Here is a 24,199-nt window from a genome sequence, read left to right on the forward strand (position 1 = left end):
ATACTTTTAAATTTATTCTTTATTTTATTTCATTTTTGACATATTTAGTACTTTTTTATGTCGAAAATGAGGCTTTTATGTATAAGAATTTTAAGCGGGACGTTTGTATTGTGGTTTTAGCAGTTTCCTTGACAGCATGTGGAGGGCGTTTAGAAAAAAATATTTCAACGACAACATTACATGACGGATCAATGAGTTGTGCCGATATTCAACGGGAGTTTTTTGCTAATAAACGTCAGATTAATGATACAATTGCAGAGCGTTCTAAAGCAAGAAATAAAAACGTGGCTTTAGCAGCAACAAGTGTTGTATTTTTTCCTGCTTTGTTTTTTATAGATCCTAAATCCAGTGAAAGTAATGAAATTTCAGCGTTAAATAATCGTAATGCTGTTTTGAGTGATCTTGCACGTATAAAACGTTGTAAAATAGTACAGTAATTTTTATTATTTATACGATGTAATTTCATTACAACTATTTTGGTCTTTGAGGAATATCCTTAAAGACCAAATATTTTAATGTGCTGTAATTTAGTTTTTAAAGTGAATTGTATGATTATAAACATGATTTATGTTTTAAAGGAGGGATTTCTTTGTTTTTCTGTATGATATTATCGCATAATATATATTATGGAACTTTATAGAAGAAGTATATCTAGTATCAGCGCTTTGAAGAACGAATCTTTAAAATGAGCTACTTAAGTTAGCTAAGATTGAAAATCGAGCCTGTTATTCTGGCTCGAAAATTTCAATCACAATGTTTTTTTATTTTTTACTCTTTTAAAAAACACCATCACAATTTGTAGTGCTATAAAAGCTAAAAACAATATTCCATGAAATAATGGTACAAATGGCTGATAAATAAAATCGGAATAATACATTGTTATTGCTTCAATCAATGCTGCAATACACCACACAATGATGCCCCATAGTGAATACATCCAAAGTCCAACTAAGGCAATAGGATAGAGAATAGCCAATATAGCTGATGCAAATTGCCACTGCCAAGGCATAAGATCAAAACGCCATAGAATACCTGGAAAAACACCAACAAGGCGTATCCAATAACAAATACCTAGAACTAAGCAAATAAGTGCCAAAAACCGTAAGTAACAGTTATAGATTAAATTGATTTTTGAAATATGTTTGTGAGAATTATTTTTCACAATAATAACTCTTGTTCAACAGGTTGGAAGTAAGAATCTACCATTTCATCTGTCACATTTGAAAGTTTATCTGGCTGCCATTGAGGTCTTTTATCCTTATCGATTAACATAGCACGTATACCTTCATAAAAATCATGTGAATGAATCATATGATGCGCTATGCGGTTTTCAATTTTCATACAATCTTCCAACGTTTGAGATGAATTTTGTTTCATTTGTTTCCAGATAACTTTTAAACTTGTCGGGGAACGTGACTGCAAAATATCATAACATTCTTTAGCAAATAAAACATCTTCATTGCTTTTTTTATGTAGCAACTCAAGACATTCTTCTAAGCTATGGGCACTAAAACAACTGTTAATAATACAACGTATTTCATGACTTGTTTCATAGTCTTTTGTAATTGCTCGCTCGTTTAAAGCTAAAGTGGGATCTCCTTGCTCAATAACAGCTTTTCTAATCATATCGAATTCAGTTTCAGCAACGGCGTGTGTTGCTAATCCTAAATTTAAGCAATCTCCCCACTTTATGCGTGCGCCCGTTAATGCAAGATAGATGCCAAAATGATTGGGAAGAGATGGTAAGAAAAAACTTGCACCTACATCTGGGAAAAATCCAATCGCACCTTCTGGCATAGCAAAAACTGTATTTTCTGTAACAATTCGATGCGAACCATAGAGAGAAATACCGACCCCTCCTCCCATCCAAATACCGTTTAAGAAAGAAATGTAGGGCTTTGAAAAATGTTTGATATAAGCATTTAAGCTATATTCATCCCTAAAGTATTGACAAGCAGCAACACTTTTCCCCATATGATAGATTTCTACAACATCTCCACCAGCACAAAAAGCACGTCCCTCCCCTTCAATTAAGACACAAGAAACATTATCATCTGTTTCCCATGTTCTGAGAGCTTTTTTTAAAGCTGAAACCATTCGTTGATTAAGAGCGTTTAATGCTGAAGAACGTGTGAGCTTTATAATACCAGCCCGCCCTTCTTTCGTAAAAGAAATATCATCATCTGCTCCAAAATTAATTTGCATCTCACACCCTTCTTAAAACAACTATTTCATTGTTTTTTTATATTTTTTGCCCCAAGTTGAGGAAATATTTGCATGATTGCACCAATACAATATATATAAATTCCTGTTACCGAAATTCCTATTTTAACCCAATAGGGAGCCTCTAGTTGATAAAAGAAGGCAGAAATACCAAAAAAACACCATAAGAGAAAAATGGGAAAATTAACCCTACGTAAACGAAGGACTCTTACTGGATGAATAAAATAAATTGGCAAAAAAGATATAATCGCCGATAAAACAATAATGATAAAAGTAATCCACTCTCCTGGTCTGACGACAAAAAGCGTAAAAATCATCATATTCCAAACAACAGGAAATCCTTTAAAAAAATTTTCTTTGGTTTTCATACTAGTATCTGCATAATAAATAGCAGATGAAATAACAATAATTGCACTCAATGAAAATGATAACCCTACCCCCATAAAACCACTTTGATAGAGTGCAAAGGCAGGAATTAAGACATAAGTCACGTAATCAATAATATTATCTAACAGCTCTCCAGACCATGTTGGAAGAACGTATTTAACATCAAGTTTACGTGCAATTGGTCCATCTATACCATCAACGAGAAGAGCAAGCCCAAGCCAACAGAACATAGCTGTCCATTCTTTTTGAGAGGCTGATATAAGAGAAAGAAACGCTAAAAATGATCCCGAAGCTGTTAGTAAATGAACAGAAAAGGCCTTTGCTTGTGGCATTGTTACTTTTTTATGGCGTAATAATTTAGCGTTTGTTTTGATTTTCTTTGTTAGTTTACGTTTCAAGTTTTTCTTATCCTCGTTTTTAAAGTCTTCAACCATCTATCAATACGCCATTTTTTACCGATGATATAACTCAGCATTTTAAAAAATCATAAAAAGGTTACTTTTTTATATCGCATTATTTATTACATACTATAATAGAAGAGCTTCATATAATAAAAAGAGAGCGATCATTTGGAAATGTTAAAATATTTTCTCAATGGAGAAAGGTTCAAGTCATTGTGATATTTGAAAAGGAAGAGCATAAAGATATTGCTGTTATTGGTGCAGGCCCTGTCGGAATGTTAGCGGCGCTGAGTCTTGCACATGAGGGGCTTTCTGTTTTTCTTGTTGGGCCCCCTGCTCATACAGATGAGTTACGGACAACTGCTCTTATGATGCCTGCAATACGCATGCTTCAAAAACTCAATATTTGGGATAATCTTCAAAAACATGCAGCAGCTTTATCTTCCATGAGAATTATAGATATAACTTCTAGAATTGTGCATGCTCCTACGGTGCATTTTTCTTCTGCTGAAATTGGTGAAAAAGCTTTTGGCTATAATATACCTAATGTAAAATTGAACAGTGCTTTAGTCGATGCTGTTACACTTACGCCCAATATTACAAGATTTGTTTCTGCAGCCAAATCTGTTCATCACACAAAAAAACATGTATGTATTACTCTTGCTGATTGTAGAGTCATTCAAGCACCACTTGTTATTGCAGCTGATGGACGTCACTCTCTTACACGTGCCGCAGCAGGGATAAGTGTCAAACAGTGGAATTATCCACAAAAAGCACTTGTTCTCAACTTTTCTCATGAGTTTTCTCATCAAAATACATCAACCGAATTTCATACAGAACACGGTCCATTTACACAGGTTCCACTACCAGGACGAAGATCTAGTCTTGTATGGGTTGTTCATCCTTCCCGTGCTGAAGAATTATTGAATACAGAACCAAAAACAATTGCAAAAATGATCGAAAACAAAATGCAATCAATGCTTGGAAAGCTAAGCTTAGAAACATCAATTCAAGCATGGCCGCTTTTCGGACTTCTTTCTCGTCATTTTGCTGCTAATCGAACAATTTTAGTCGGTGAAGCCGCTCATGTTTTCCCCCCTATTGGGGCACAAGGATTGAATTTAGGATTCCGTGATGTCCAAACTTTAATTGATATTTTACCTAATAAAATATCCAATTCTAACTCTGAAATGATTGTTGCACATTATAACAAATGTCGCAAACCAGATATATTAATCCGAAGTGGAGCTGTTCATACACTGAACTCTGCTCTACTTTCTCATATGTTGCCTGTTCATATCATACGAAGCATTGGGCTTGGTTTGTTACATAGTTTTCCACCATTACGTAATTTATTTATGCGCGAAGGAATGTATCCGGGTTATGGATTCAAGGAAATTATGCAAATATCTCCAACAAAATCATCAAAACAGCTCTACTGAACAATAATGGATAATAACGTAAAATAAAAAATAATAAATTGCATTTTGCAATCATATCATATTACTGATGCAAAAAATATCTTTGTTCTTTCTAGGAAAGAAAAAATTATTATATATATTTAGCATATTGATATGAAATAAGATAAAACTTAATTATAGACTAAAACTTAAATTGTAAAGATATCTTGCTAAATCACATCTGTTAAATTTTGCACTATAAAGAAAATGAAAAATAATACCGTTTTTAAAGAGTTATTTTATAATATTAATTTTAATAAGAAAATAAATAATAAAAAACAGTTTTATTTAATCAATGGATTTTAAAATCTTTTTATTATTAAGTATAATATTAAAAATAAAATCATCTTTGGAACCTGTTAGTAACACAGAGGTTAATGAAGTGTTGTTTTAACAAATGGTAACAAGATGACACTAAATAAATTTTTGAAATTAAGTACTTTTTTTATAATGATTGTATGTGTCTCGTTGATAGTCACTACTTCAATAAGTGAAGTTTTTCACCTTCCTTATTGTCAAACCTTTACCTATAGCTCTACTCAAAATGTCACTAAAATAGGTCAGAACTCATTTACTGCTTCACAAGTTAAAAATTGTCTTATGCAAAATGGTTTTGAGAATATTAAACGATTGCGTTTAGATGACAATGGCATCTGGCGTGCTTTAGTAAAATTTAAAAAGTCCCATTTTTTCGTATCCGTTGACTATTCAGGAACAGTTAGCATTCAAAATGAAAGAAAAGAATATGATTGATTTTAAAACTTACAGCAACGTTTCTTTTTACAGCCGTAAGAAAAAAAATTTAAAAAAGTGCTGCCATTCTATTAAAGAATTTGCTTTCATTGGCGGTTTAAATGGAAGCATATCAGGAGCTATCGCGGCAATTCTTTCAGCTTATGGTTATATTGCTCTTCCAGGATTTGGTCCAGTTATCGCAATGGGTATAGGAGTAGCACTTTCTGCCGGAATAATAATAGGAGCACTGATAGGATCAGGAATGGGAGGAAGTGTCGGTATATGCTGTATTTTATGGGAAATTTATATGAATCATAATAATTCTTTCTCTTATAAATTTCATAATGAATAGAAATTTCTCGTCATTTTTTCTATGAAAAACAATTAAATCATCAACAAATTATATGTTCTTTTTTTTGATGAAACGATTATCATATTATAAATGAAATAACATCTAACTTATTAAAACTGTTTGCTTAATTCTTTATTATACATCAAAAAAGTAGATTTTTTAAAGCATCTCTTGAAGAAATGTAAGCGAGATATAATTATCAGTCTATGGAAGCTACATTTTTTATAGATCAAAAAATGAAAGTTATGTTTAGAAATATATATATAAACATACTTTAATTTATTTGCTCTTTCTAATAACTAATATTTCTATTTAAATTATTTTTGTAAAAGTTCAATTTAAGACACTTATATAATATATTATTAATATAGATTATTAATTATAGATAATAATCTATTTAAAATAAGTATAAAGGTATTTTATGAAAAAAATATTATTATCATTATTGTTTTTTATGGCATTTTTAATTCATAAAAATTCTGTATTAGCACTATCAACACAAGTAAATATTTATAAATTAGAAGATAACAATTTCAAAAAGGCTATTGGTAGCATTAAAATTGAAGAAAACACGTACGGTTTGATTTTCATCCCTAATTTATCTACTTTATCAGAAGGGATGCATGGTTTTCATGTACATGTGAATCCTTCATGTGATACAAAAGATGGCATAATTGGTGGAAGCGCAGGTGGACATTATGATCCGGAACATACCGGAAAACATTTAGGACCTTATAATGTCAATGGTCATCTTGGTGATTTACCAGCACTTTATGTTGATAAGCACGGATATGCCATAATGAGCGTTCTTGCTCCACGATTAAAAAAAATCTCTGAAATTAAAGGGCGCTCTTTAGTCATTCATTTAGGGGCTGATAATCAATCAGATGAACCATTACCGCTTGGCGGAGGTGGTGCACGTTTAGCGTGCGGTATTATTGAAAAATAAAGAGAGTATTGTGGCAAACTGTGATAGTACACCCCTTTACTATAAGATGTGAGAAAAATTTATTTTCTAAATCTATTTCAAGAAATTGAGTAAACTGTGTGAATATTTTATAAAATTAATATTTTTGAATGTTTACTTCGGATAATAAAAAACTTAATAATAATCAAAATGAACAGCAGTAGAAATTAAAGAAATAGTAGTGTAAATTCTCCGTAAGAAGACTTCAATATGAGAAAGTAATATTTTTAATGCTTGATATAAACAAAGCAAAAAAGTCGAATTTCACTCTCTAAAGTAGCAAATTTGTAATAAATTATAGTCATTAAGTCTAGTATCTAATGGAATCATGCCCAATGCACAAAATAGAACAGGCCTAAAACAGAATTTTTACTCTTCCCCGACTCAACCCCACTCATGAGGTACGCGAAAAAAATTTAATTGATACAATATCAATATAATAAGTCAAACAAAATAGTTAGAGTAATTTTTCATCACTCTGAAAAAAGGGCTTTTAAACAATGGAGTCTTTTTAAAAATACCCCTCATAGATACATATGATCCCAATCTAGAGAACGCATCTCACCAGTTTGATAAAATTGACGAATAAGCTTAATATAATCAAGAAAATCTTTGTTTTCCTCCACTAATCTATTAGCAGTATCCCAGTCAATATCACTACGTTCTTTGGCAGGAATTAAGATCTCACTCTCGGAAGAGTTTTCCTTATTAAGTCTTATAAATCCAATTCCATGCAAACTTGAAAGCATCCGAAGCTCTTTTAATGTATCAACTCCTTCAATTTCACTAGCTACTAAATAACTCAAATTAGCCCATGAAGAATTACTAACTGTTTGAAAAAATGCTTTTCGTAAATTTGAACGATTGATGAGAATTTTTACTTCAAAAGACCAAAGCTTTGTCTTTTTATCAAAATATTGCAAAACACAGTCTTTGATTTCACGATTCCATTCCTTGCTTAAATCTTGCATCCCTACGAGATCTGGATAAAGCCATTTATTTCCGCCTGCACCATGTTTATTACGAGAACATTTCTCATTAATGCGCTTGCTATAAACTGCAAGCTCTGACCATAAAAATTTAGATAATAACGGATAAAGATCATGCTCTTTAACAGAGCTACCTTCTGTTCTACTCTTTGCATTGTCCTCTATTGCGTCAATTTCAGCACTATCTGTTTGTTTAGTAAAATAATATTGTCGCGGTCGTCCTTCAGTGGTTTTAATTTCTGAATAACGCTTTTGTAATTGAGGGCGCTGCGATCCTATTTCAGCAACAATTTGCTGAATAAGAGCTGCATCACTATTAAGGGGATTGATTATCGCCGTTGAATGCTTTTGTTTTTGGCGGCATTTCTCTGGGTAATTTTCAAATATCCATTGAGCAATTTCTTGAGCTGTAAACTTTTTCGTCGGGTTTTTCTTTAAAAAATTAAAAACAGTGTTTGTTAAATTTAAAGTCATATGAAAAACTCCCCCTTTTATCCTCTGGGTATTTCATTATATTCAGGCGTTTTAAATGAAAGAACAATAAACTGTTTAAGTTTTTTAAAAAAAGAACATTTATCAAATTACTCAATAAAATCAAAATATTTTTTTAATTTATGACTATAACTCAAAGATCTTTTCACATAACGAAAATAAGATTGTACTTTTATAAAAAATTGTAAATGTGCTACAAATCCCCATACAAAAGCATAATCTTGTATAACTTTTCTATACATTTTTCTTTTTATTTTAACGTCGTTAGAAAAAAGTTAAAAATAATTATTCAAACATTTGATTGAACCTCACACCCGTCAATTAAAAAACTTATGTGTTTTATTTTTGAAGCAAAAAGTTACGAGCTCTCAAGTATAGATTCTGAAATGGTAAACTCTGCACACAAACCTTCAAAACTACTATTTGCTTTAATAGCATCATGGGGAATAAGAACATAATACCATTTTTTATCGCCATAAGTCGCCGCATAGCGCGTTGCATGACAACACCATTGAACTGCAGCTTCTCTCTTTTTTAAAACAATAGGATTTTGCATTTCAGAGGCTTTTTTAGGCTCACAAAGATATTTGGCATCCTTCGTTTCTACAACAAAGTCCGGTTCATAAGTCGATCCTTTATCATATTCTATTCTGAAAAAACCTCGAGCGGGTTTCATCCATTTCAAGACTTGTGCATCATCCTCTAATATTTGAGCAAATCGTAATTCCCCTTCTACTGAATCAAACTTTTGTAAAGGATAACAGCATTTTCTAAAGCCGCTGAATACAAGTTTTTTAATATCACTTTTAATGGCAGGAATATTACGAAAATCAAGAGGAGACGTCCCTTGCGGTAACACATAATGGATAGGTGATAAAGTTGCAAAACCTCGTGTAACTTTAACCGCATAATCTTTTTGCGTTTCCCATTGATGTTCTCTTAATTGCGCAACAATAAAACTAGTAAGCTTGTGCTGATAGTGAATTAATACGTTCTCAACAGCTGTATCATTGGGTAAATAAGATCGGAAATGTTCTACTATCTGACTAGCTAATTTTCGTAATAAGAGCGTATGGTTATCATAATCGACAAAGTCATTATCAATCAAACCACGAATGATGTAGTTTTCAAGATAAGGCTCTTTTACATATTCATTCTTAGAAGTAAGAAAAATGCTTTTATGGGTACGCAATTCTCGAATTAAAAGTTCTTTACTAACAGGTTGAAAATTTAAACTTTCTAGATTTTTTAAATCAAAATCATAAAAACCATAAGTAACATCACGCGAAGGTATGAGTATAATATTTGGAATATCTATTATCAGTTCTGTTAATTGTTTTGTCAGAATTGTCACCACTTTTGATACAAGAGACTTTTGTGATGAAGGCTTAATATTCATAACTTTATTAGCAATTTTTTCTTGTATCTGTGCAGAACAAAGCATTTGAGAACTTGGCAATTTATCATTCTCTTTGATAAGATCCCACGCGATCGCTACAATTTCTTGCTCCTCAGGCGTTAATGTAGGGGAATCTGTATTACGTAATATGATACCTTGTAAATCAGAAGATGCTCCATTTATATCGGAATTACGTGTTACCATCGTTTGCATCAATAAAGCTTCTACTTGACATGGAACCGTCACAATATCTGACTTTTCAGAGGGTACATCCCCCTCTCTTCCAATCTCAATATGCTTTTTTATAATTGAGTTTGGATCGTTTGCACGATCAATAATATCTTGAAAACGATCATGCGCAATAATTGTTAAACGATCAATAGCTTCCACGCCCGTTCTATACCCATAAGGCAAACGCAATCCACGCCCAATTGTTTGCTCTGTTAAAATTTCTGAAGCCGATGCACGCAACGGTACAATAGTATAGAGATTCGTAACATCCCACCCCTCCTTTAATTTATTAACGTGAATAACAATTTCTGTTGGGTCATAAGAATTTTCAATTGCAATCAGCTTTTGAATATTTTGATCTTCTTCTATATTCGACTGTTTTGTATGAATCTCTATAACTTTTCCCTTATAAGCTCCTGCAAAAAAATCATCTGATTCCAATAAATCACGCAATTTCTGTGCATGATTTGTATCTTGAGCGACAACTAAAATAAAAGGCTTAACGAACTTTTTGTTATAATCTTTTGCATAGACAATTAAATCTGCTTTCACGTTTTCATGGGCATGAATTGCATCTTGTAATTTGATATGTTCTAATTGTTCAGATGTATAATTTTGAGGTTGAAAATCTTTACGTGTAGCAACAGCAGGCTCTTTTACAAAACCATCCCTCATAGCCTCTGCAAGTGAATAACTATAGACAACATTTTTAAAATCTACGGGTTTTGCACCTATTGTTTTTGGTGTCGCTGTAAGCTCTATTCCTAAAACAGGTTTTAACTCATTAATTGCTGCCGCACCAGCAGAAGCTCGATAACGATGTGCTTCATCCATTAACAAAACTAAATCAGGAAGATTTGCGAGATAATCAAAATAACTTTCACCAATCGTTTCTTGTAAGCGTTTAATTCGCGGAATACTAGATTTTAGTGCGCCTTTTTTATTATCTGTTGTATTAATTTTAGAAATATTAAAAATATTGATAAAGGCCGTATCTCTATTCTCAAACAAACGCTTTTGTCCTTCAAAATGGTGTTCATCAACGCGAATACCTTTACCACTTTCATAATCTTCACCTGTAATAATAACGGGTCTATTGGCAATAAATTCACTCATTCCACTGAAAACATACTTCGGACTTTGGGGACTAAAATCCTGTTTTAACTTTTCATAAATAGTCAAATTTGGCGCTAAAACAAAAAAATGGCGACTGCGACCTGTTAAGTAAAGATAGCTAATAAAAGCCCCCATAAGTCGCGTTTTTCCAACACCCGTTGCTAAGGCAAAACAAAAAGAGGGAAAGTTTCGTTCAAAATCTTGTACAGAAGGATAAAGATTTTTTATCACTTCTAACTCTGCAACCAAATCAGCATTTTTAGAAAGCTCTATATTTTCTAAGATTTTAACCAAAATATTTAAAGATTCACGTTGAGGATCACGTAACGATAAGCGAGCAGAAATCCTTTTTTCAATAGTGTTCATGAAAAACTCCGCTTTTTATATACTATTCAAATAAATCTAATTCTGCTTGCGCAATATCTTTATTTTTGTTGTTTTCTTTTACCACAATCACTGGTTCAAGATTGGCTACATTTAAACTGTAATCGTCCCTTCCCCATTCGCATTTTTCTAACACTGCACGGGGGATTTTAGTGAGTGTCAGATTTTCAAAGGATGCTGATTTTGTATCAAAGGCTGTACCACAAATCAGCAACGTGCGATGAGAGCCTACCTCTTCACTCATTATACGGAGTTGTTCATGGGTCATAGCGCTTGTTGTGACATAAATATAATCTGTTTCGGTTGAGTACCCTTGCATCCAATAATGATTTTCATCAGGTGCATAGGTAAATCCCATATGTTTGCACATTGCTTCTGAAAGCATCACAGCATTATATTCGCGACTAATAATCCATTGTCCCCATGGATCTTTTTGTAACAGAGAAGGTGCAAGGCGATAATAGCGAAATCCACCGCCACCTTGCCAATTGACACTTTTGGAAATTCCCCCTTGATCAGTTCCATCAATGACTTGTTTTAAACGAGGGATAATGTGGGTGTGACAATGCTCACCAAGTTCAATCATAATCCACTTTCTTCCCATTTTATGGGCAACAGCACCGGTTGTGCCGGAACCCGCAAAAGAATCTAAAACAAGATCACCAGGATTAGTGGCAAGTTGAATGATGCGTTCCATTAACCGCTCAGGTTTGGGAGTTGTAAAGACATTATCAGAATTAAAAACTTTGACTTCTCTTTTGGCATCTTGGTTGTGTCCCACTTCTGTATAGAGCCAAATCGTCATTGAAACCATACCATTTTTTACTTCTGATAAAAAACGTTTCATAGAAGGAACATTACTTCCTGTTGGACCAAACCAAATACGATTATCGTTCAATAATTCAAAGAATTTTTTTTTATTCATAGCCCAACTTCTACCATTAGGAGGCATTACCTTGCGTCCAGAAGGTGTGATGATTTCATAAATATCCTTAGGTGTTACTCTTTTTACGGATAAATCTCCAGATTTCCAAGGACCGCGAGGATCATTATCAGGATTTTTATAGCGCGCATCCATATTGTTTGAACGAGGAAGCAATTGAGGGCGCCAAATCGTTTTATCTTTGGCATAAACCATGATAAAATCATGGTTATCGGAAAGCCATTTTGTATCATTTTGTGGAGCATATTTCTTTTGCCAAATAATATTGTTGATGAAATTTTGGCGACCAAAAATTTCATCCATCATCACTTTAAGATAGGCTTGTTCATCATCATCAATTGATATCCAGATACTTCCATCATCCGCCAGTAAATGATGTAACAATTCTAGCCTGTCTCTCATAAGACTGAGCCATATGGAATGCTCTAAACCATCTTCATAATGTTCAAAGGCATTGCCTGTATTATAAGGCGGATCGATATAGATACATTTTACCTTCCCCATATATTCTTTCTCAAGCGCTTTGAGCGCGAGCAAATTGTCACCAAAAATAAGTTTATTATCAAAAATATCTTGGGATGATATTTGATGCGAAGCGTGATAAGATTTTTCAAGATCCTCTAATAAGATACGAGGCTCTAGTTTTGGGCGTTTTTCTTTTCCAATCCAAGTGAGTTCTAGTTTTTGTTTATTATAACTCATGCGATCGTCCTTAAATTCAAACGCTTGTGAAAAGTAAACAGCTTATTCATGAATGGCTAAATTAGAGTCTCTTAACAATACTTTTAGTACCATCCGACAGCAATTTGAGCTTCTTCTGACATACAATCAGGTGTCCATGGTGGATCAAAAGTCATAGTGACTTCAACATACGAAACCCCTTCAACTGCACTGACTGCATTTTCTACCCACCCCGGCATTTCACCAGCAACAGGGCATCCCGGTGCTGTAAGAGTCATTTCAATTTTTACTGAACGATCATCTTCAATATCAATACGATAAATCAGTCCTAGCTCATAAATATCAGCAGGAATCTCTGGGTCATAAACTGTTTTAAGAGCAGCAATAATATCATTCGTCATACGATCAATTTCATCTGCTGGAATTGCTGATATGTAAGATTTTTTATTTTCACTTACAGTTTCAACAGATTCTGTAGAATGACGCTCTTCAATTAATTCAGCCATTAAAAAATGTCCTTGTTTCTTGCAATGCTTCTACCAATTGATCTATATCTTCTTTAGTGTTATACATGGCTAACGATGCGCGGCAAATAGATGTTAGACCAAAGCGCTGTAATAAAGGCTGTGCACAATGAGTTCCCGCACGTATTGCAACCCCTTTTCTATCAATAAACATAGCGATATCATGGGCGTGAATTCCTTCAATTGTAAATGATATAATAGCTCCTTTATTGGGAGAATGACCATAAATACGCAATGACTCAACCATTTTAAGTTTTTCCTGCGCATAAGCTAAAAGGGACCTCTCATGGGCATGAATCGTGCTACGACCTTTCTCTTGTATATAATCAATAGCCGCAGTTAATCCAATAGCTTCAACGATAGGAGGGGTACCTGCTTCAAAACGGTAAGGAGGAGCATTATAAAACACCTTATCGGTTGTTACCTCCTCGATCATTTCCCCTCCCCCTTGAAAAGGACGCATTTCTTCTAATCTATCTTCTTTACCATACAAAACACCAATACCAGTGGGACCATAAAGCTTATGACCTGTAAAGACATACCAATCACAATCGAGATCTTGCACATCAACGGTTAAATGTACTGCTCCTTGAGAACCATCAACAAGAACCGGAATAGAATTTTGATGTGCTAGTTTAATAATCTCTTTAACAGGAGGCACAGTTCCTAATATATTGGACATATGCGTTATAGCAACAAGCCGCGTTTTTTCGCTTAAAGCCTTTTGGAAATCTTCAATGTGCAGAACACCATTTTCATCGACAGGAACAAAAATAAGTTTAACACCTTTTTGTTCACGGAGAAAATGCCAAGGAATAATATTTGAATGATGTTCCATGATCGTTAGAACAATCTCATCACCTTCTTTGAGTTTTGGCATCGCCCAACCATAAGCAACAGTATTAATAGCTTCTGTTGCATTTTTCGTAAAAACAATTTCTTCAGCTTTTTGAGCATTTAGAAAAACACGAACGGTTTCACGAGAATTTTCATAAGATTGTGTTGCTATATTGGCTAAAAAATACATTCCCCTATGCACATTAGCATAACTATAGTGATAATAATTATTCATTGCATTGAGTACTGACATTGGTTTTTGGGCAGAAGCACTACTATCAAGATATGCTAATCGCTTTCCATAAACTTGATGGTGTAAAATAGGAAAATCACGCCGAATTTCTTCGACATTATAAGTAAATGTTTGTACGTTATTTTCCATTTTTTCTACCTTAAACATTTTTTTCAAGCCATTTACTAATGATATTCTCCAAAACGATTTGAATCTTATCCTGCTTGATGTCATCAATGAGCTCAGAGATAAATCCTTTAATCAAAAGTGCACGAGCCGTTTTAAATGGGATACCACGCGCCATAAGATAAAAAAGATAATCATGATTAATATTAGCAACTGTTGCACCATGACCGCACGCAACATCATCAGCAAAAATCTCCAGTTCAGGCTTTGCATTAAATTCTGCATCATCTGAAAGAATAAGGCTATTACAAGCCATGCGTGCATCTGTTTTTTGCGCTTTTTGAGAAACACGTATTATTCCTTGGAAAACACCAACAGCCTTATCTGTAACCACATTGCGTATAATTTCGGTTGATGTTGACTTTTCTTCCACATGACGAACAGTCATTGTAAGATCACTATGTGTTTGTCCTGATAATAAATTTATGACGCGTAATTGAAAATTAGATTCTTCTCCCTGTAATTCAATATCGATTTCTTGGCGATTTAATTGGCTCCCTATATTAATGACATAAAGTGATAACTTCGCTCTTTGATCAAGAACAGCACAAAATCGACCAAATTGTATAGAATTAAAATCACGATTGCGAATGAGAATCCACGTAACATCACTATCAGCAGCAATACTTAATGAAAATATTGAACTGACAAAGGTATCTTTATCATTGCCAACCTGATGTTCAATAAACATAACTTGACTATTTTTATCAACTTTTATATCCGAAAAAATATGAGATTGTCCCCCCATTTGTATATTTTGTAATTCAATGGGGATATTTAACTTTGTATTTTCAGGGATGTGAAAAAGCCAACCATCTGTAACAAAAGCTGTATTTAACTGTCCAATAAAATCTTCATCAGAAATGTTTTGATTTATCTGTACAGAATTATCTTCTAATGCGTCTGAAAGGCGTTTTACTGTAATACTGTCTACCTTTGACTCTATCGATGTTTTTCCATTGTTTATGGAGAAAACAGCACTTTCTGAAAGCAATGCATCAACCAATTGATTGTCTTGAACTTTTGAAAAATTGCTAATAGACTTCAGTAAGGTACGCAGATTGGTATAATGCCAACTTTCGATTTTACGGGAAGGAAGCCGTGTCATTTGAAACTGCTCAATAGTTTTCTTGCGGATTTCCTGTACAGCTTTATCACCAGGTAAGTCGTTTACATACTGATTAAAATTACTGAGGATATTTTCTTCAACCGCTAACAAGTTTTGCTGTGTATTCATATTTAATAACCTCAAACCGCTTCCCTGATAAGATCAGCATACCCATTTTCCTCTAAATAAAGCGCTAAGGATTTATCACCGCTTTTGATAATTTGTCCTTTATAAAGAACATGTACCGTATCAGGAATAATATAATTAAGTAGCCGTTGATAATGGGTAATCACCAAAAATGAACGTTTTGAATCCCGAAGTTTATTAACACCATCTGCAACAATTTTTAGTGCATCAATATCTAAACCAGAATCCGTTTCGTCTAAAATGCAAAGTTTAGGTTCAAGAAGTGCCATTTGTAAAATTTCAGCGCGTTTTTTTTCTCCACCTGAAAAACCTACATTTAATGGACGCTTTAGCATATCCATATCTATTTCAAGTTTGGCTGAAACTTCTTTAACATATTTTATAAATTCAGGAATTTTAAGTTCTTCGTGACCTCGTGCTTTGCGTTGAGAGTTCATCGCAACTTTTAAAAATTCCATTGTTGCTACTCCTGGTATTTCCATTGGATATTGAAATGCAAGAAAAACACCATATGCAGCACGTTCTGCTGGATCCATTTCTAAAAGTGATTGTCCATTATAGAGAATATCTCCTTCTGTTATTTCATAATCATCACGACCAGCAAGTAAATAAGACAAAGTTGATTTTCCGGCTCCATTTTGTCCCATGATAGCGGCAACTTCTCCATCTTGAACTGTCAAGTTTAAACCACGAATAACTTTTGTATCGGTCTCAGCAATACGGGCGTGCAAATTTTTTATCTCTAACATAATTTAATCCTGTTTTGGCTGTTTTTTCAGATACAGATGCGGATTATTTTGCCTTAGCATCCATCTACTTTTGTAATTAGCATAGAGGTCATTTTTAGCATTATATGCTACTGTTACAGCCTTTTTACATAAAGTCTTCTATTTATCTAATTAAATAAAATTATCCAACACTACCTTCAAGGCTAATACCAATAAGCTTTTGTGCTTCGACAGCAAATTCCATGGGAAGTTTTTGAATGACCTCTTTTACAAAACCATTTACAATTAATGCGATAGCTTCTTCTTCGGGAATTCCTCTCTGCATAACATAAAAAAGTTGGTCATCAGAAATTTTTGATGTTGTGGCTTCATGTTCAAACTGAGCTGTTGCATTTTTTGCTTCAATATAAGGAACTGTATGCGCACCACAATCATTCCCGATTAACAAACTATCACATTGCGTAAAGTTACGCGCATTTTGTGCTTTTCGATGAGCTGTGACTTGTCCTCGATACGTGTTATTTGAAAAACCTGCAGAAATACCTTTGGAAATAATGCGACTGGAAGTATTTTTTCCCAAATGAATCATTTTTGTACCGGAATCAATTTGTTGATGACCGTTTGCAACGGCAATAGAATAAAATTCTCCACGCGCATTATTACCACGGAGTAAGCAAGATGGATATTTCCAAGTAATCGCAGAACCAGTCTCAACTTGTGTCCATGAAATTTTAGAGCTATCACCTCGACAATCTCCACGCTTCGTCACAAAATTATAAATACCACCCTTTCCATCTCTATCGCCAGGATACCAATTTTGTACTGTAGAATATTTAATCTCTGCATTTTCAAGGGCAATAAGCTCAACAACAGCAGCATGAAGTTGGTTTTCATCACGTTGGGGTGCTGTACACCCTTCAAGATAAGAAACATAGGAATCTTCAGCGGCGATAATCAATGTTCGTTCAAATTGGCCAGTGTTGCGTTCATTAATCCTAAAATAAGTTGAAAGCTCCATAGGACAACGAACCCCTTTGGGAATATAAACAAATGAACCATCTGTAAAGACAGCTGCATTTAAGGCCGCATAATAATTATCACTTATAGGTACAACTGTTCCTAAATATTCTTTAATAAGCTCAGAATGTTCAATAATCGCCTCTGAAATAGAACAAAAAATCACACCGGCGCGTGCCAACTCTTTTTTGAATGTTGTTACAACAGAAACAGAATCAAAGACTGCATCAACAGCCACCTGCCCCGATACAGACATACTGTCATCAAAAGTGGAGGGATCAGACTGTTTTCTTACTCCTGCCAAAATCTCTTGTTCTTTAAGGGGAATGCCAAGTTTCTCGTACGTTGCTAATAACTCAGGATCCACTTCATCCAAAGATTTTGGTCCTGTATGATTTTTTGGAGCAGCATAATAATAAAGCTCCTGAAAATCAATTCTAGGATATTCAAGACGCGCCCAATGAGGCTCTTGCATTGTCAGCCAACGTCGGTAAGCCTTTAAGCGCCATGTTAGCATCCATTCAGGCTCATGTTTTTTAGCGGAAATAAATTTGATAATATCCTCATTTAAGCCTTTTGGAGCTTTATCGGTTTCAATATTGGTTTCAAAACCATATTTATATTGGTCAACATCTATTTCACGTACTTGGCGTATCGTTTCTTGTATTGCCGGCATAAATTTTCTCCATTTTTTGGCGTCAAAAACCGGTAACTAAAGTCTTGTTTTTTACAAGATTAAAGTAAGCAAGTTATCTCTAGGCTATAGGTAAAGTGCAAAAATTTCAATCAAACTTATTTTATTTTTAAAATAATTCTAATTTTTATAACTTTCTGATGATAAATCGTCCCCTTTTTTCCTGCTTATAATTTGAGAAAAAAACGACAGAAAATCATCAATATCTTCAGAAGTTGTGCCACGCCCTAGCGAAATGCGAATGGCACCATTTGGAACATGATACCCCATTGCCTCCAACACTTTGCTTTGTTTTACTTTTCCCGAAGAACAAGCAGAGCCGGATGATAAAGAAAACCCTTCTAAATCAAAAGCAATTTGCATCGTTTCAGCTTTTATATTTTTCACGGTAAAGTAAGTTGTATTTGGCAAACGTTGAACTCTTTTGCCAAAAATCTCAACATTTTTACTTATACTTTGTAGTCCATTTTCTAATTTATTGCGTAAATATATTAACTGTTTTATTTCCTCCTGTGTGAAGCAATCAGTCATTGCTGCCCCAAAAGCAGCAATAAGGGGCAATGCTTCTGTTCCTCCACGGAGACCTTTTTCTTGTCCTCCCCCAATAATAAGAGGGTGTGGCATGAGAAGATTACCACATGAAACAAAAGCACCGATTCCTTTCGGACCGCCAACTTTATGTGCAGACAATATAAAAAAATCTCCTCCTAGCTGATTAATATCCACAAAATTTTTATCTACATATTGTGTCAAATCAACAATAAGAGTGCCTCCTAAATCCCGAACAATAGCGGCGATTTCTGTTAATGGTTGAATAACACCCGTTTCACTATTTGCAGCTTGAATAGCAACAAGAGGTAAACCTTTTGTTTTATCATGAACCGTTAAGAGTGATGTTAATTTATCTTGTTGTATGAGCCCATCTTGATCAACAGCAATGACGCTTATCAACTCTTTAGAAAAACGTCCTCCCTCTGCCACAGAGGGATGTTCAGTCGCTCCAAGGTAAAGACGAGAAAATTTAACTTTTGCATTCCCCATATTGTAAAAGGGTGTTAACAAAGTCATTGCGGCTTCACTCGCACCAGAGGTAAATACCACGTGATCTGGATCTGTTTTAAGATTTTCAGCGATTTGCCGACGAGCCTTTTGCAACAAAGTTTTAGCCGCACGCCCTTCCTTATGAACAGATGATGGATTACCAAATATTTCTAAAGATTCCAGTAACGCTATTCGTGCCACTTTTTTGAGTGGTGTTGTTGCGTTATGATCAAAATATCGGCGTTTTATAACCATTTTACATCGCAATCATTAATCTTATGAATTGATTAAAAAAATAGCGCAATTTTCTTGAAAAGTGCACTAAAAAAAGAATATCTAATAATTATTTAAGAGATTCTATGGTAAAAGTCGACCAAGATCAATGAAAGCCTTTTATTGCATTTAAGGAGCATTTTATGCCAGAAATTATTTTTAACGGTCCTGCGGGTCGGCTCGAAGGACGTTATCAACCTTCACAACAAAAAAATGCACCCATTGCGATTATTTTACATCCTCATCCCCAATTTGGTGGAACTATGAATCATAAAATTGTCTATGACCTCTTTTATATGTTCCAACAACGTGGCTTTACAACTTTACGTTTTAACTTTCGTGGTATTGGTCGTAGTCAGGGTGAATTTGATTATGGAATAGGAGAACTTTCAGATGCTGCTGCTGCTCTCGATTGGGTGCAAACACAACATCCAGACTCTAAAAATTGTTGGGTAGCAGGATATTCATTTGGAGCATGGATTGGTATGCAGCTTTTAATGCGCCGACCGGAAATTGAGGGATTTATCTCAGTTGCCCCTCAGCCTAATGTTTATGACTTTTCATTTCTTGCACCTTGTCCCTCCTCTGGGCTTATCATTCATGGCGGTATCGATAAAGTTTCCCCTCCAAAAGATGTTCAAATACTTGTCGATAAATTAAAAACACAAAAAGGTATCATCATCACACAAGAAATATTAGAAGAGGCTAATCACTTTTTCAGTGGATGTCATGAAGAACTTATTGAGCGATGTGCCCACTATTTGGATAACCATATCTCCAATGAACTTCTCGCTCCTCCTCCTGAAATACTTTCACTAACTTAGGAAAATACGATAGATTTATAAAAAATTAGCAAAAGTCGTTTCTGATCATAACAAAGTAATTTTTTCAGTTTGCATTTAAAATTTTTCTAAATTTTATTTCAGGATAGAAATGAGAATAACAGCATACCTGTTTTCTATCACTGATAAGTCTCTTTTTTAACGTAAAAAGGAAATAATACCTGTATTATTATCTTTATGTTACCAATATGTCTCTTTCTCTTGTGAGGTGTGTGTCAGTTATGATAGATAACGCATTAATAACTCATTATATAATCGCCTATTCTATAAAATAATGCACTCTTAAATTAGGAAATTAAATCTGTGTTTGCCTTTAAATCTGATTTTTTACACATTATGAGCGAACGTGGTTTTATCCACCAAATTTCAGATGAAAAAGGCTTAGATGATCTTTTTTCAAAAGAAACTGTAAGCGCTTATACTGGATTTGACCCAACAGCATCGAGTTTACATGCTGGAAGTCTTCTTCAGATTATGATGCTTTATTGGTTACAAAAAACAGGTCATCGCCCCATTGCTTTAATGGGTGGAGGAACCGGATTGATTGGTGATCCTTCTTTCAAAGATGAAGCGCGACGCCTTCTGACACAAAATGATATTGCTGAAAATATTGATGGTATTAAAAAGGTATTTGCTAACTATTTGACATTCGGTGACCGAGAAACCGATGCTTGTATTGTGAATAACGCGGAATGGTTATGCAATTTAAACTACTTAGAATTTTTGCGTGATGTAGGAAAACATTTTTCTGTCAATCGTATGTTGTCATTTGATTCCGTTAGACTCAGACTTGAGCGTGAGCACTCTTTGTCATTCTTAGAGTTTAATTATATGATTCTGCAAGCTTATGATTTTGTTGAACTTTATAAACGTTATGGATTGCGTATGCAAATGGGGGGCTCTGATCAGTGGGGCAACATTATTAACGGAATCGAATTAGGGCATCGTTTAGGAACACCGCAATTATATGCGTTAACATCACCATTGCTGACAACCTCTTCCGGTGCCAAAATGGGTAAATCATTGAATGGGGCTGTATGGCTGAATGCGGATAAGCTTTCACCTTATCAATTTTGGCAATACTGGCGCAATACAGAAGATGCTGATGTAACACGATTTCTAAAGCTCTATACTCCATTGCCAATGGATGAGATTCTTAAACTTTCTCTATTACAAGGGACAGAAATTAACGAAGCAAAAAAAATTCTTGCAACAGAAATTACAGCAATGTTGCATGGACGTGTTCTTGCTGATGCAGCAGCAGAAACAGCTCGCAAGACGTTTGAAGAAAAAACTCTAGGAGAAAATCTTCCAACTGTTGAAATTAATGCCTCAGAATTAAAAAAAGGTGTTGGATTGCTCACTCTTTTAGTACAAGCAGGACTCGCTAGATCTAATAGTGAGGCACGCCGACACGTTCAAGGTGGGGGGGTCCGTGTAAATGATCAAATTATTGAGGATGAAACACATCTTATTATTGAAGGGGATGTCAGTGCAGAAGGAACCGTTAAACTTTCTTTTGGTAAGAAAAAACATGTTGTGATGAAACCAGTATAATCTTTTGCTGTTTTGTTTATGTTGTCGACCTTGTTCTTTCAATTCAATTGTTGTGATAGGGCGAGTTTTGTTAGGAAATAAAGGTCTCTTCAAAACAATAATATTCTAGAGAGTTGAATAGTTCTTTTCTTCTGTGTACTCTGATATCTTATACCTGTTACACAAGAAAGAAAGATGAAAATAATGACAAGACCAATGAAAGGTGCTCTTGCTCCTGATTTTAATTTGCCGCGCGATGGAGGAGAGATGGTATGTCTTTCTGACTTTAAAGGAAAGTCTGTTGTTTTATATTTTTATCCAAAAGATGACACCAGTGGTTGCACAAGCGAAGCACTTGATTTCACAAAATTAAAGATGAAATTTGATGAAATCGGTGTTTCTGTTATTGGAATCTCTCCAGATAATGTAAAAAAACATGATAAATTTAAAGTAAAACATGAACTTGATGTCATCTTGGTTTCTGATGAAGAAAAAACAACCCTCGAAGCTTATGGTGTTTGGGTTGAGAAAAGCATGTATGGACGCAAATATATGGGAGTTGAACGGAGCACTTTTTTAATTGATGCAAATGGAATAATAGCAGAAGAATGGCGTAAAGTAAGCGTATCTGGGCATGCAGAAAATGTTTTAGCTACTGCAACACTTTTATATCATAATGGTAACTTGTAAATTGAGTGTTTGATTTACCTTAAAAAGCAAAAGTTATCCTCCTTAATTGATTTTAGTTTTTCAACGGATTCAATTTTTACAATATATTGATTTATAAGGATAATGAATTGTTTTACATTTATATTAGTCCCCCGAATATCCCAAATTTTTCTTATTTCAGATTCTTCCTATCACTTGCAATATCATAAGCAGAATTGGCGTATGAGAAAAAAATGAAGAAAGAAACAAGAAAATCCCTCTTTAAACCTTTAAAGTATCAAGGACTATCGTAACATCACAACATCAATAAAACGAACAGCTTAAGAAAAAATCTACATGGCTTGAAGGAAGGATATATAATTAACGAATATCCTCAATTTTTTTGTCTTGTCTATAAATGCGCCGTGCGAGCGCTGCCTCTATAAATGCATCTAAATTACCATTAAGTACGGATTGTGGATCCGTATTTTCAATTCCTGTACGCAAATCTTTGACAAGCTGATAGGGTTGAAGAACATAAGATCTAATTTGATGTCCCCATCCGATTTCTGTTTTAGAAGATTCAGCAGCATTGGCTTCTTCTTCTCTTTTTTTAAGCTCTTCTTCATAAAGCCGTGCACGCAACATCGACCAAGCCGTAGCGCGATTTTTATGTTGAGAGCGCTCTGTTTGACATTGAACAACAATACCCGTTTTTATATGCGTGATGCGAACAGCAGAATCTGTCGTGTTAACATGTTGTCCTCCTGCTCCCGATGCACGATATGTATCAATACGCACATCTGCCTCTGAAACATCAACTTCAATATTGTCATCAATAACTGGATAAACCCAAATGCTTGCAAAAGAGGTATGGCGCTTTGCATTCGAATCAAATGGAGAAATCCGCACTAAACGATGAACGCCTGATTCTGTTTTTAACATTCCATAAGCATTATGCCCTTTTACAAGAATAGTCGCTGACTTTATTCCTGCTTCTTCTCCATCATGAATTTCTAAAATTTCAACCTTCATTTCATGCTGTTCAGCCCATCGCATATACATACGTAAGAGCATAGAAGCCCAATCTTGGCTTTCTGTTCCCCCTGCTCCAGCATGAACTTCTAAATAGGTATCATTCGGATCTGCTTCTCCTGAAAGAAGTACATCAATTTGCCTTTTATCTATCTCATTTTTAAGATTACGTATTGATCTTTCTGCATCAGCGATAATTTCAACATCACTTTCTTCTTCGCCCATCGCAATAAGCTCAATGCATTCTTCAAGTGTTTTTGTAAATGATAAAAGACCATTGATTGAATCATCAAGACGTTGACGCTCACGCATCATATCCTGTGCTCGTTGTGCATCATCCCATAATGATGGATCTTCTGCTTTTTGATTAAGATATTCGAGACGCTTTAGTGATTGATCCCAGTCAAAGATGCCCCCTTAGCAATTGTATTGCTTTCTGGATTTCATCAACTAATGTTTCTATTTCTGCTCGCATAATTTAACACCGTATTTTTAAAAACTCTTTTTGGTTGTGTCTCTTAGCATTTTATACAAATTTAATAGCTGCTATCAGAAAATGGTACAATTCTATCACTCTATTTACAGAACAGA

General features: G+C 34.5%; 21 protein-coding genes. 8 read left to right on the forward strand and 13 right to left on the reverse strand.

The window, feature by feature from the left end; all coding sequences use genetic code 11:
• The first annotated feature begins 77 nt into the window (after nucleotides 1-77).
• Nucleotides 78-437, forward strand: coding sequence for a hypothetical protein (locus ACFIK7_RS05605; protein WP_375663060.1), 360 nt, complete (start codon nucleotides 78-80; stop codon nucleotides 435-437).
• A 311-nt stretch (nucleotides 438-748) separates the two neighbouring features.
• On the opposite strand, the gene ACFIK7_RS05610 is transcribed toward ACFIK7_RS05605, so the two are convergent.
• Genes ACFIK7_RS05610 through pcsA form a run of 3 tightly spaced genes read right to left on the reverse strand, consistent with a single transcriptional unit; the run spans nucleotide 749 to nucleotide 3,044 of the window.
• Entirely contained in the window at nucleotides 749-1,162 is a 414-nt protein-coding gene (locus ACFIK7_RS05610; RefSeq protein ID WP_375663061.1) for a DUF6163 family protein, read from the reverse strand.
• A complete protein-coding gene (locus tag ACFIK7_RS05615) occupies nucleotides 1,159-2,205 on the reverse strand; it encodes an enoyl-CoA hydratase/isomerase family protein (RefSeq protein WP_375657781.1) in 1,047 nt (348 codons plus the stop codon). The genes ACFIK7_RS05610 and ACFIK7_RS05615 overlap by 4 nt, the downstream gene beginning before the upstream one ends.
• Nucleotides 2,206-2,231: 26 nt before the next feature.
• A complete protein-coding gene (pcsA, locus tag ACFIK7_RS05620; RefSeq protein WP_375637627.1) occupies nucleotides 2,232-3,044 on the reverse strand; it encodes a phosphatidylcholine synthase in 813 nt (270 codons plus the stop codon).
• 182 nt (nucleotides 3,045-3,226) lie between these two features.
• On the opposite strand from pcsA, the gene ACFIK7_RS05625 reads away from it, so the two are divergent.
• The 4 genes from ACFIK7_RS05625 (at nucleotide 3,227) to sodC (ending at nucleotide 6,507) form a co-directional block, all read left to right on the forward strand.
• A complete protein-coding gene (locus tag ACFIK7_RS05625) occupies nucleotides 3,227-4,453 on the forward strand; it encodes a UbiH/UbiF family hydroxylase (RefSeq protein ID WP_375663062.1) in 1,227 nt (408 codons plus the stop codon).
• 426 nt (nucleotides 4,454-4,879) lie between these two features.
• Nucleotides 4,880-5,224 (forward strand): hypothetical protein, encoded by a 345-nt coding sequence (locus ACFIK7_RS05630; RefSeq protein ID WP_273791056.1) that lies wholly within the window; start codon nucleotides 4,880-4,882, stop codon nucleotides 5,222-5,224.
• Nucleotides 5,202-5,558: a hypothetical protein gene (locus ACFIK7_RS05635; RefSeq protein WP_375631138.1), complete on the forward strand. Its 357-nt coding sequence runs from the start codon at nucleotides 5,202-5,204 to the stop codon at nucleotides 5,556-5,558. The genes ACFIK7_RS05630 and ACFIK7_RS05635 overlap by 23 nt, the downstream gene beginning before the upstream one ends.
• A 421-nt stretch (nucleotides 5,559-5,979) precedes the next feature.
• A complete protein-coding gene (gene sodC / locus ACFIK7_RS05640; protein WP_375631139.1) occupies nucleotides 5,980-6,507 on the forward strand; it encodes a superoxide dismutase [Cu-Zn] SodC in 528 nt (175 codons plus the stop codon).
• 542 nt (nucleotides 6,508-7,049) lie between these two features.
• Here sodC and ACFIK7_RS05645 read toward each other — a convergent pair.
• From ACFIK7_RS05645 to ACFIK7_RS05685, 9 genes are all read right to left on the reverse strand, one after another.
• Complete coding sequence (locus ACFIK7_RS05645) at nucleotides 7,050-7,988, reverse strand: COG2958 family protein (RefSeq protein ID WP_375663063.1); 939 nt, start codon at nucleotides 7,986-7,988, stop codon at nucleotides 7,050-7,052.
• A gap of 376 nt (nucleotides 7,989-8,364) precedes the next feature.
• Entirely contained in the window at nucleotides 8,365-11,118 is a 2,754-nt protein-coding gene (locus ACFIK7_RS05650; RefSeq protein WP_375663064.1) for a DEAD/DEAH box helicase, read from the reverse strand.
• 22 nt (nucleotides 11,119-11,140) lie between these two features.
• Nucleotides 11,141-12,781 carry a site-specific DNA-methyltransferase gene (locus tag ACFIK7_RS05655; protein ID WP_375663065.1) on the reverse strand — a complete coding sequence of 547 codons (1,641 nt, stop codon included), beginning with the start codon at nucleotides 12,779-12,781 and terminating at the stop codon, nucleotides 11,141-11,143.
• Between the two features lie 83 nt (nucleotides 12,782-12,864).
• The gene (locus ACFIK7_RS05660; protein WP_273791253.1) at nucleotides 12,865-13,266 is read right to left on the reverse strand and encodes an SUF system Fe-S cluster assembly protein; all 402 of its coding nucleotides are present in this window, start codon (nucleotides 13,264-13,266) and stop codon (nucleotides 12,865-12,867) included.
• Nucleotides 13,259-14,503: a cysteine desulfurase gene (locus tag ACFIK7_RS05665; protein WP_273791254.1), complete on the reverse strand. Its 1,245-nt coding sequence runs from the start codon at nucleotides 14,501-14,503 to the stop codon at nucleotides 13,259-13,261. The genes ACFIK7_RS05660 and ACFIK7_RS05665 overlap by 8 nt, the downstream gene beginning before the upstream one ends.
• Before the next feature lie 10 nt (nucleotides 14,504-14,513).
• Nucleotides 14,514-15,776 carry a Fe-S cluster assembly protein SufD gene (gene sufD, locus ACFIK7_RS05670; protein ID WP_375663066.1) on the reverse strand — a complete coding sequence of 421 codons (1,263 nt, stop codon included), beginning with the start codon at nucleotides 15,774-15,776 and terminating at the stop codon, nucleotides 14,514-14,516.
• Between the two features lie 11 nt (nucleotides 15,777-15,787).
• Nucleotides 15,788-16,543, reverse strand: coding sequence for a Fe-S cluster assembly ATPase SufC (gene sufC / locus ACFIK7_RS05675; RefSeq protein ID WP_273791255.1), 756 nt, complete (start codon nucleotides 16,541-16,543; stop codon nucleotides 15,788-15,790).
• 160 nt (nucleotides 16,544-16,703) lie between these two features.
• On the reverse strand, nucleotides 16,704-18,215 hold the full coding sequence (gene sufB, locus ACFIK7_RS05680) for a Fe-S cluster assembly protein SufB (RefSeq protein ID WP_375637634.1): 1,512 nt from the start codon (nucleotides 18,213-18,215) through the stop codon (nucleotides 16,704-16,706).
• A 138-nt stretch (nucleotides 18,216-18,353) separates the two neighbouring features.
• Entirely contained in the window at nucleotides 18,354-19,529 is a 1,176-nt protein-coding gene (locus tag ACFIK7_RS05685; protein ID WP_375660783.1) for a cysteine desulfurase family protein, read from the reverse strand.
• Nucleotides 19,530-19,690: 161 nt separating this feature from the next.
• On the opposite strand from ACFIK7_RS05685, the gene ACFIK7_RS05690 reads away from it, so the two are divergent.
• The 3 genes from ACFIK7_RS05690 to ACFIK7_RS05700 all read left to right on the forward strand — a co-directional run bounded on the left by ACFIK7_RS05690 (nucleotide 19,691) and on the right by ACFIK7_RS05700 (nucleotide 22,615).
• Nucleotides 19,691-20,371 carry an alpha/beta hydrolase gene (locus ACFIK7_RS05690; RefSeq protein WP_273791258.1) on the forward strand — a complete coding sequence of 227 codons (681 nt, stop codon included), beginning with the start codon at nucleotides 19,691-19,693 and terminating at the stop codon, nucleotides 20,369-20,371.
• 321 nt (nucleotides 20,372-20,692) lie between these two features.
• Nucleotides 20,693-21,946 (forward strand): tyrosine--tRNA ligase, encoded by a 1,254-nt coding sequence (gene tyrS, locus ACFIK7_RS05695; protein ID WP_375631146.1) that lies wholly within the window; start codon nucleotides 20,693-20,695, stop codon nucleotides 21,944-21,946.
• A 183-nt stretch (nucleotides 21,947-22,129) separates the two neighbouring features.
• On the forward strand, nucleotides 22,130-22,615 hold the full coding sequence (locus ACFIK7_RS05700; protein ID WP_273791260.1) for a peroxiredoxin: 486 nt from the start codon (nucleotides 22,130-22,132) through the stop codon (nucleotides 22,613-22,615).
• 339 nt (nucleotides 22,616-22,954) lie between these two features.
• Here ACFIK7_RS05700 and prfB read toward each other — a convergent pair.
• Nucleotides 22,955-24,083 (reverse strand): peptide chain release factor 2 gene (gene prfB / locus ACFIK7_RS05705; RefSeq protein ID WP_375663067.1). Its coding sequence is split into 2 segments (ribosomal slippage): nucleotides 22,955-24,013 and nucleotides 24,015-24,083, totalling 1,128 coding nucleotides; the frame shifts between segments, so codons are not numbered across the junction.
• Nucleotides 24,084-24,199 lie beyond the last annotated feature (116 nt).

The sequence above is a fragment of the Bartonella sp. CL266QHHD genome, from assembly GCF_042195355.1.
Lineage (GTDB): Bacteria > Pseudomonadota > Alphaproteobacteria > Rhizobiales > Rhizobiaceae > Bartonella.

What these genes read in the sequence shown, in the direction of transcription:
- ACFIK7_RS05690 (WP_273791258.1), top strand. Translation starts at nt 19,691, where the DNA reads ATGCCAGAAATTATTTTTAACGGTCCTGCGGGTCGGCTCGAAGGACGT.
- ACFIK7_RS05700 (WP_273791260.1), top strand. Translation starts at nt 22,130, where the DNA reads ATGACAAGACCAATGAAAGGTGCTCTTGCTCCTGATTTTAATTTGCCG.
- sufC (WP_273791255.1), bottom strand. Translation starts at nt 16,543, where the DNA reads ATGTTAGAGATAAAAAATTTGCACGCCCGTATTGCTGAGACCGATACA.
- ACFIK7_RS05650 (WP_375663064.1), bottom strand. Translation starts at nt 11,118, where the DNA reads ATGAACACTATTGAAAAAAGGATTTCTGCTCGCTTATCGTTACGTGAT.
- ACFIK7_RS05605 (WP_375663060.1), top strand. Translation starts at nt 78, where the DNA reads ATGTATAAGAATTTTAAGCGGGACGTTTGTATTGTGGTTTTAGCAGTT.
- sufB (WP_375637634.1), bottom strand. Translation starts at nt 18,215, where the DNA reads ATGCCGGCAATACAAGAAACGATACGCCAAGTACGTGAAATAGATGTT.
- sodC (WP_375631139.1), top strand. Translation starts at nt 5,980, where the DNA reads ATGAAAAAAATATTATTATCATTATTGTTTTTTATGGCATTTTTAATT.
- ACFIK7_RS05660 (WP_273791253.1), bottom strand. Translation starts at nt 13,266, where the DNA reads ATGGCTGAATTAATTGAAGAGCGTCATTCTACAGAATCTGTTGAAACT.
- ACFIK7_RS05635 (WP_375631138.1), top strand. Translation starts at nt 5,202, where the DNA reads ATGAAAGAAAAGAATATGATTGATTTTAAAACTTACAGCAACGTTTCT.
- ACFIK7_RS05630 (WP_273791056.1), top strand. Translation starts at nt 4,880, where the DNA reads ATGACACTAAATAAATTTTTGAAATTAAGTACTTTTTTTATAATGATT.
- ACFIK7_RS05685 (WP_375660783.1), bottom strand. Translation starts at nt 19,529, where the DNA reads ATGGTTATAAAACGCCGATATTTTGATCATAACGCAACAACACCACTC.
- sufD (WP_375663066.1), bottom strand. Translation starts at nt 15,776, where the DNA reads ATGAATACACAGCAAAACTTGTTAGCGGTTGAAGAAAATATCCTCAGT.
- pcsA (WP_375637627.1), bottom strand. Translation starts at nt 3,044, where the DNA reads ATGGTTGAAGACTTTAAAAACGAGGATAAGAAAAACTTGAAACGTAAA.
- ACFIK7_RS05665 (WP_273791254.1), bottom strand. Translation starts at nt 14,503, where the DNA reads ATGGAAAATAACGTACAAACATTTACTTATAATGTCGAAGAAATTCGG.
- ACFIK7_RS05655 (WP_375663065.1), bottom strand. Translation starts at nt 12,781, where the DNA reads ATGAGTTATAATAAACAAAAACTAGAACTCACTTGGATTGGAAAAGAA.
- ACFIK7_RS05615 (WP_375657781.1), bottom strand. Translation starts at nt 2,205, where the DNA reads ATGCAAATTAATTTTGGAGCAGATGATGATATTTCTTTTACGAAAGAA.
- ACFIK7_RS05645 (WP_375663063.1), bottom strand. Translation starts at nt 7,988, where the DNA reads ATGACTTTAAATTTAACAAACACTGTTTTTAATTTTTTAAAGAAAAAC.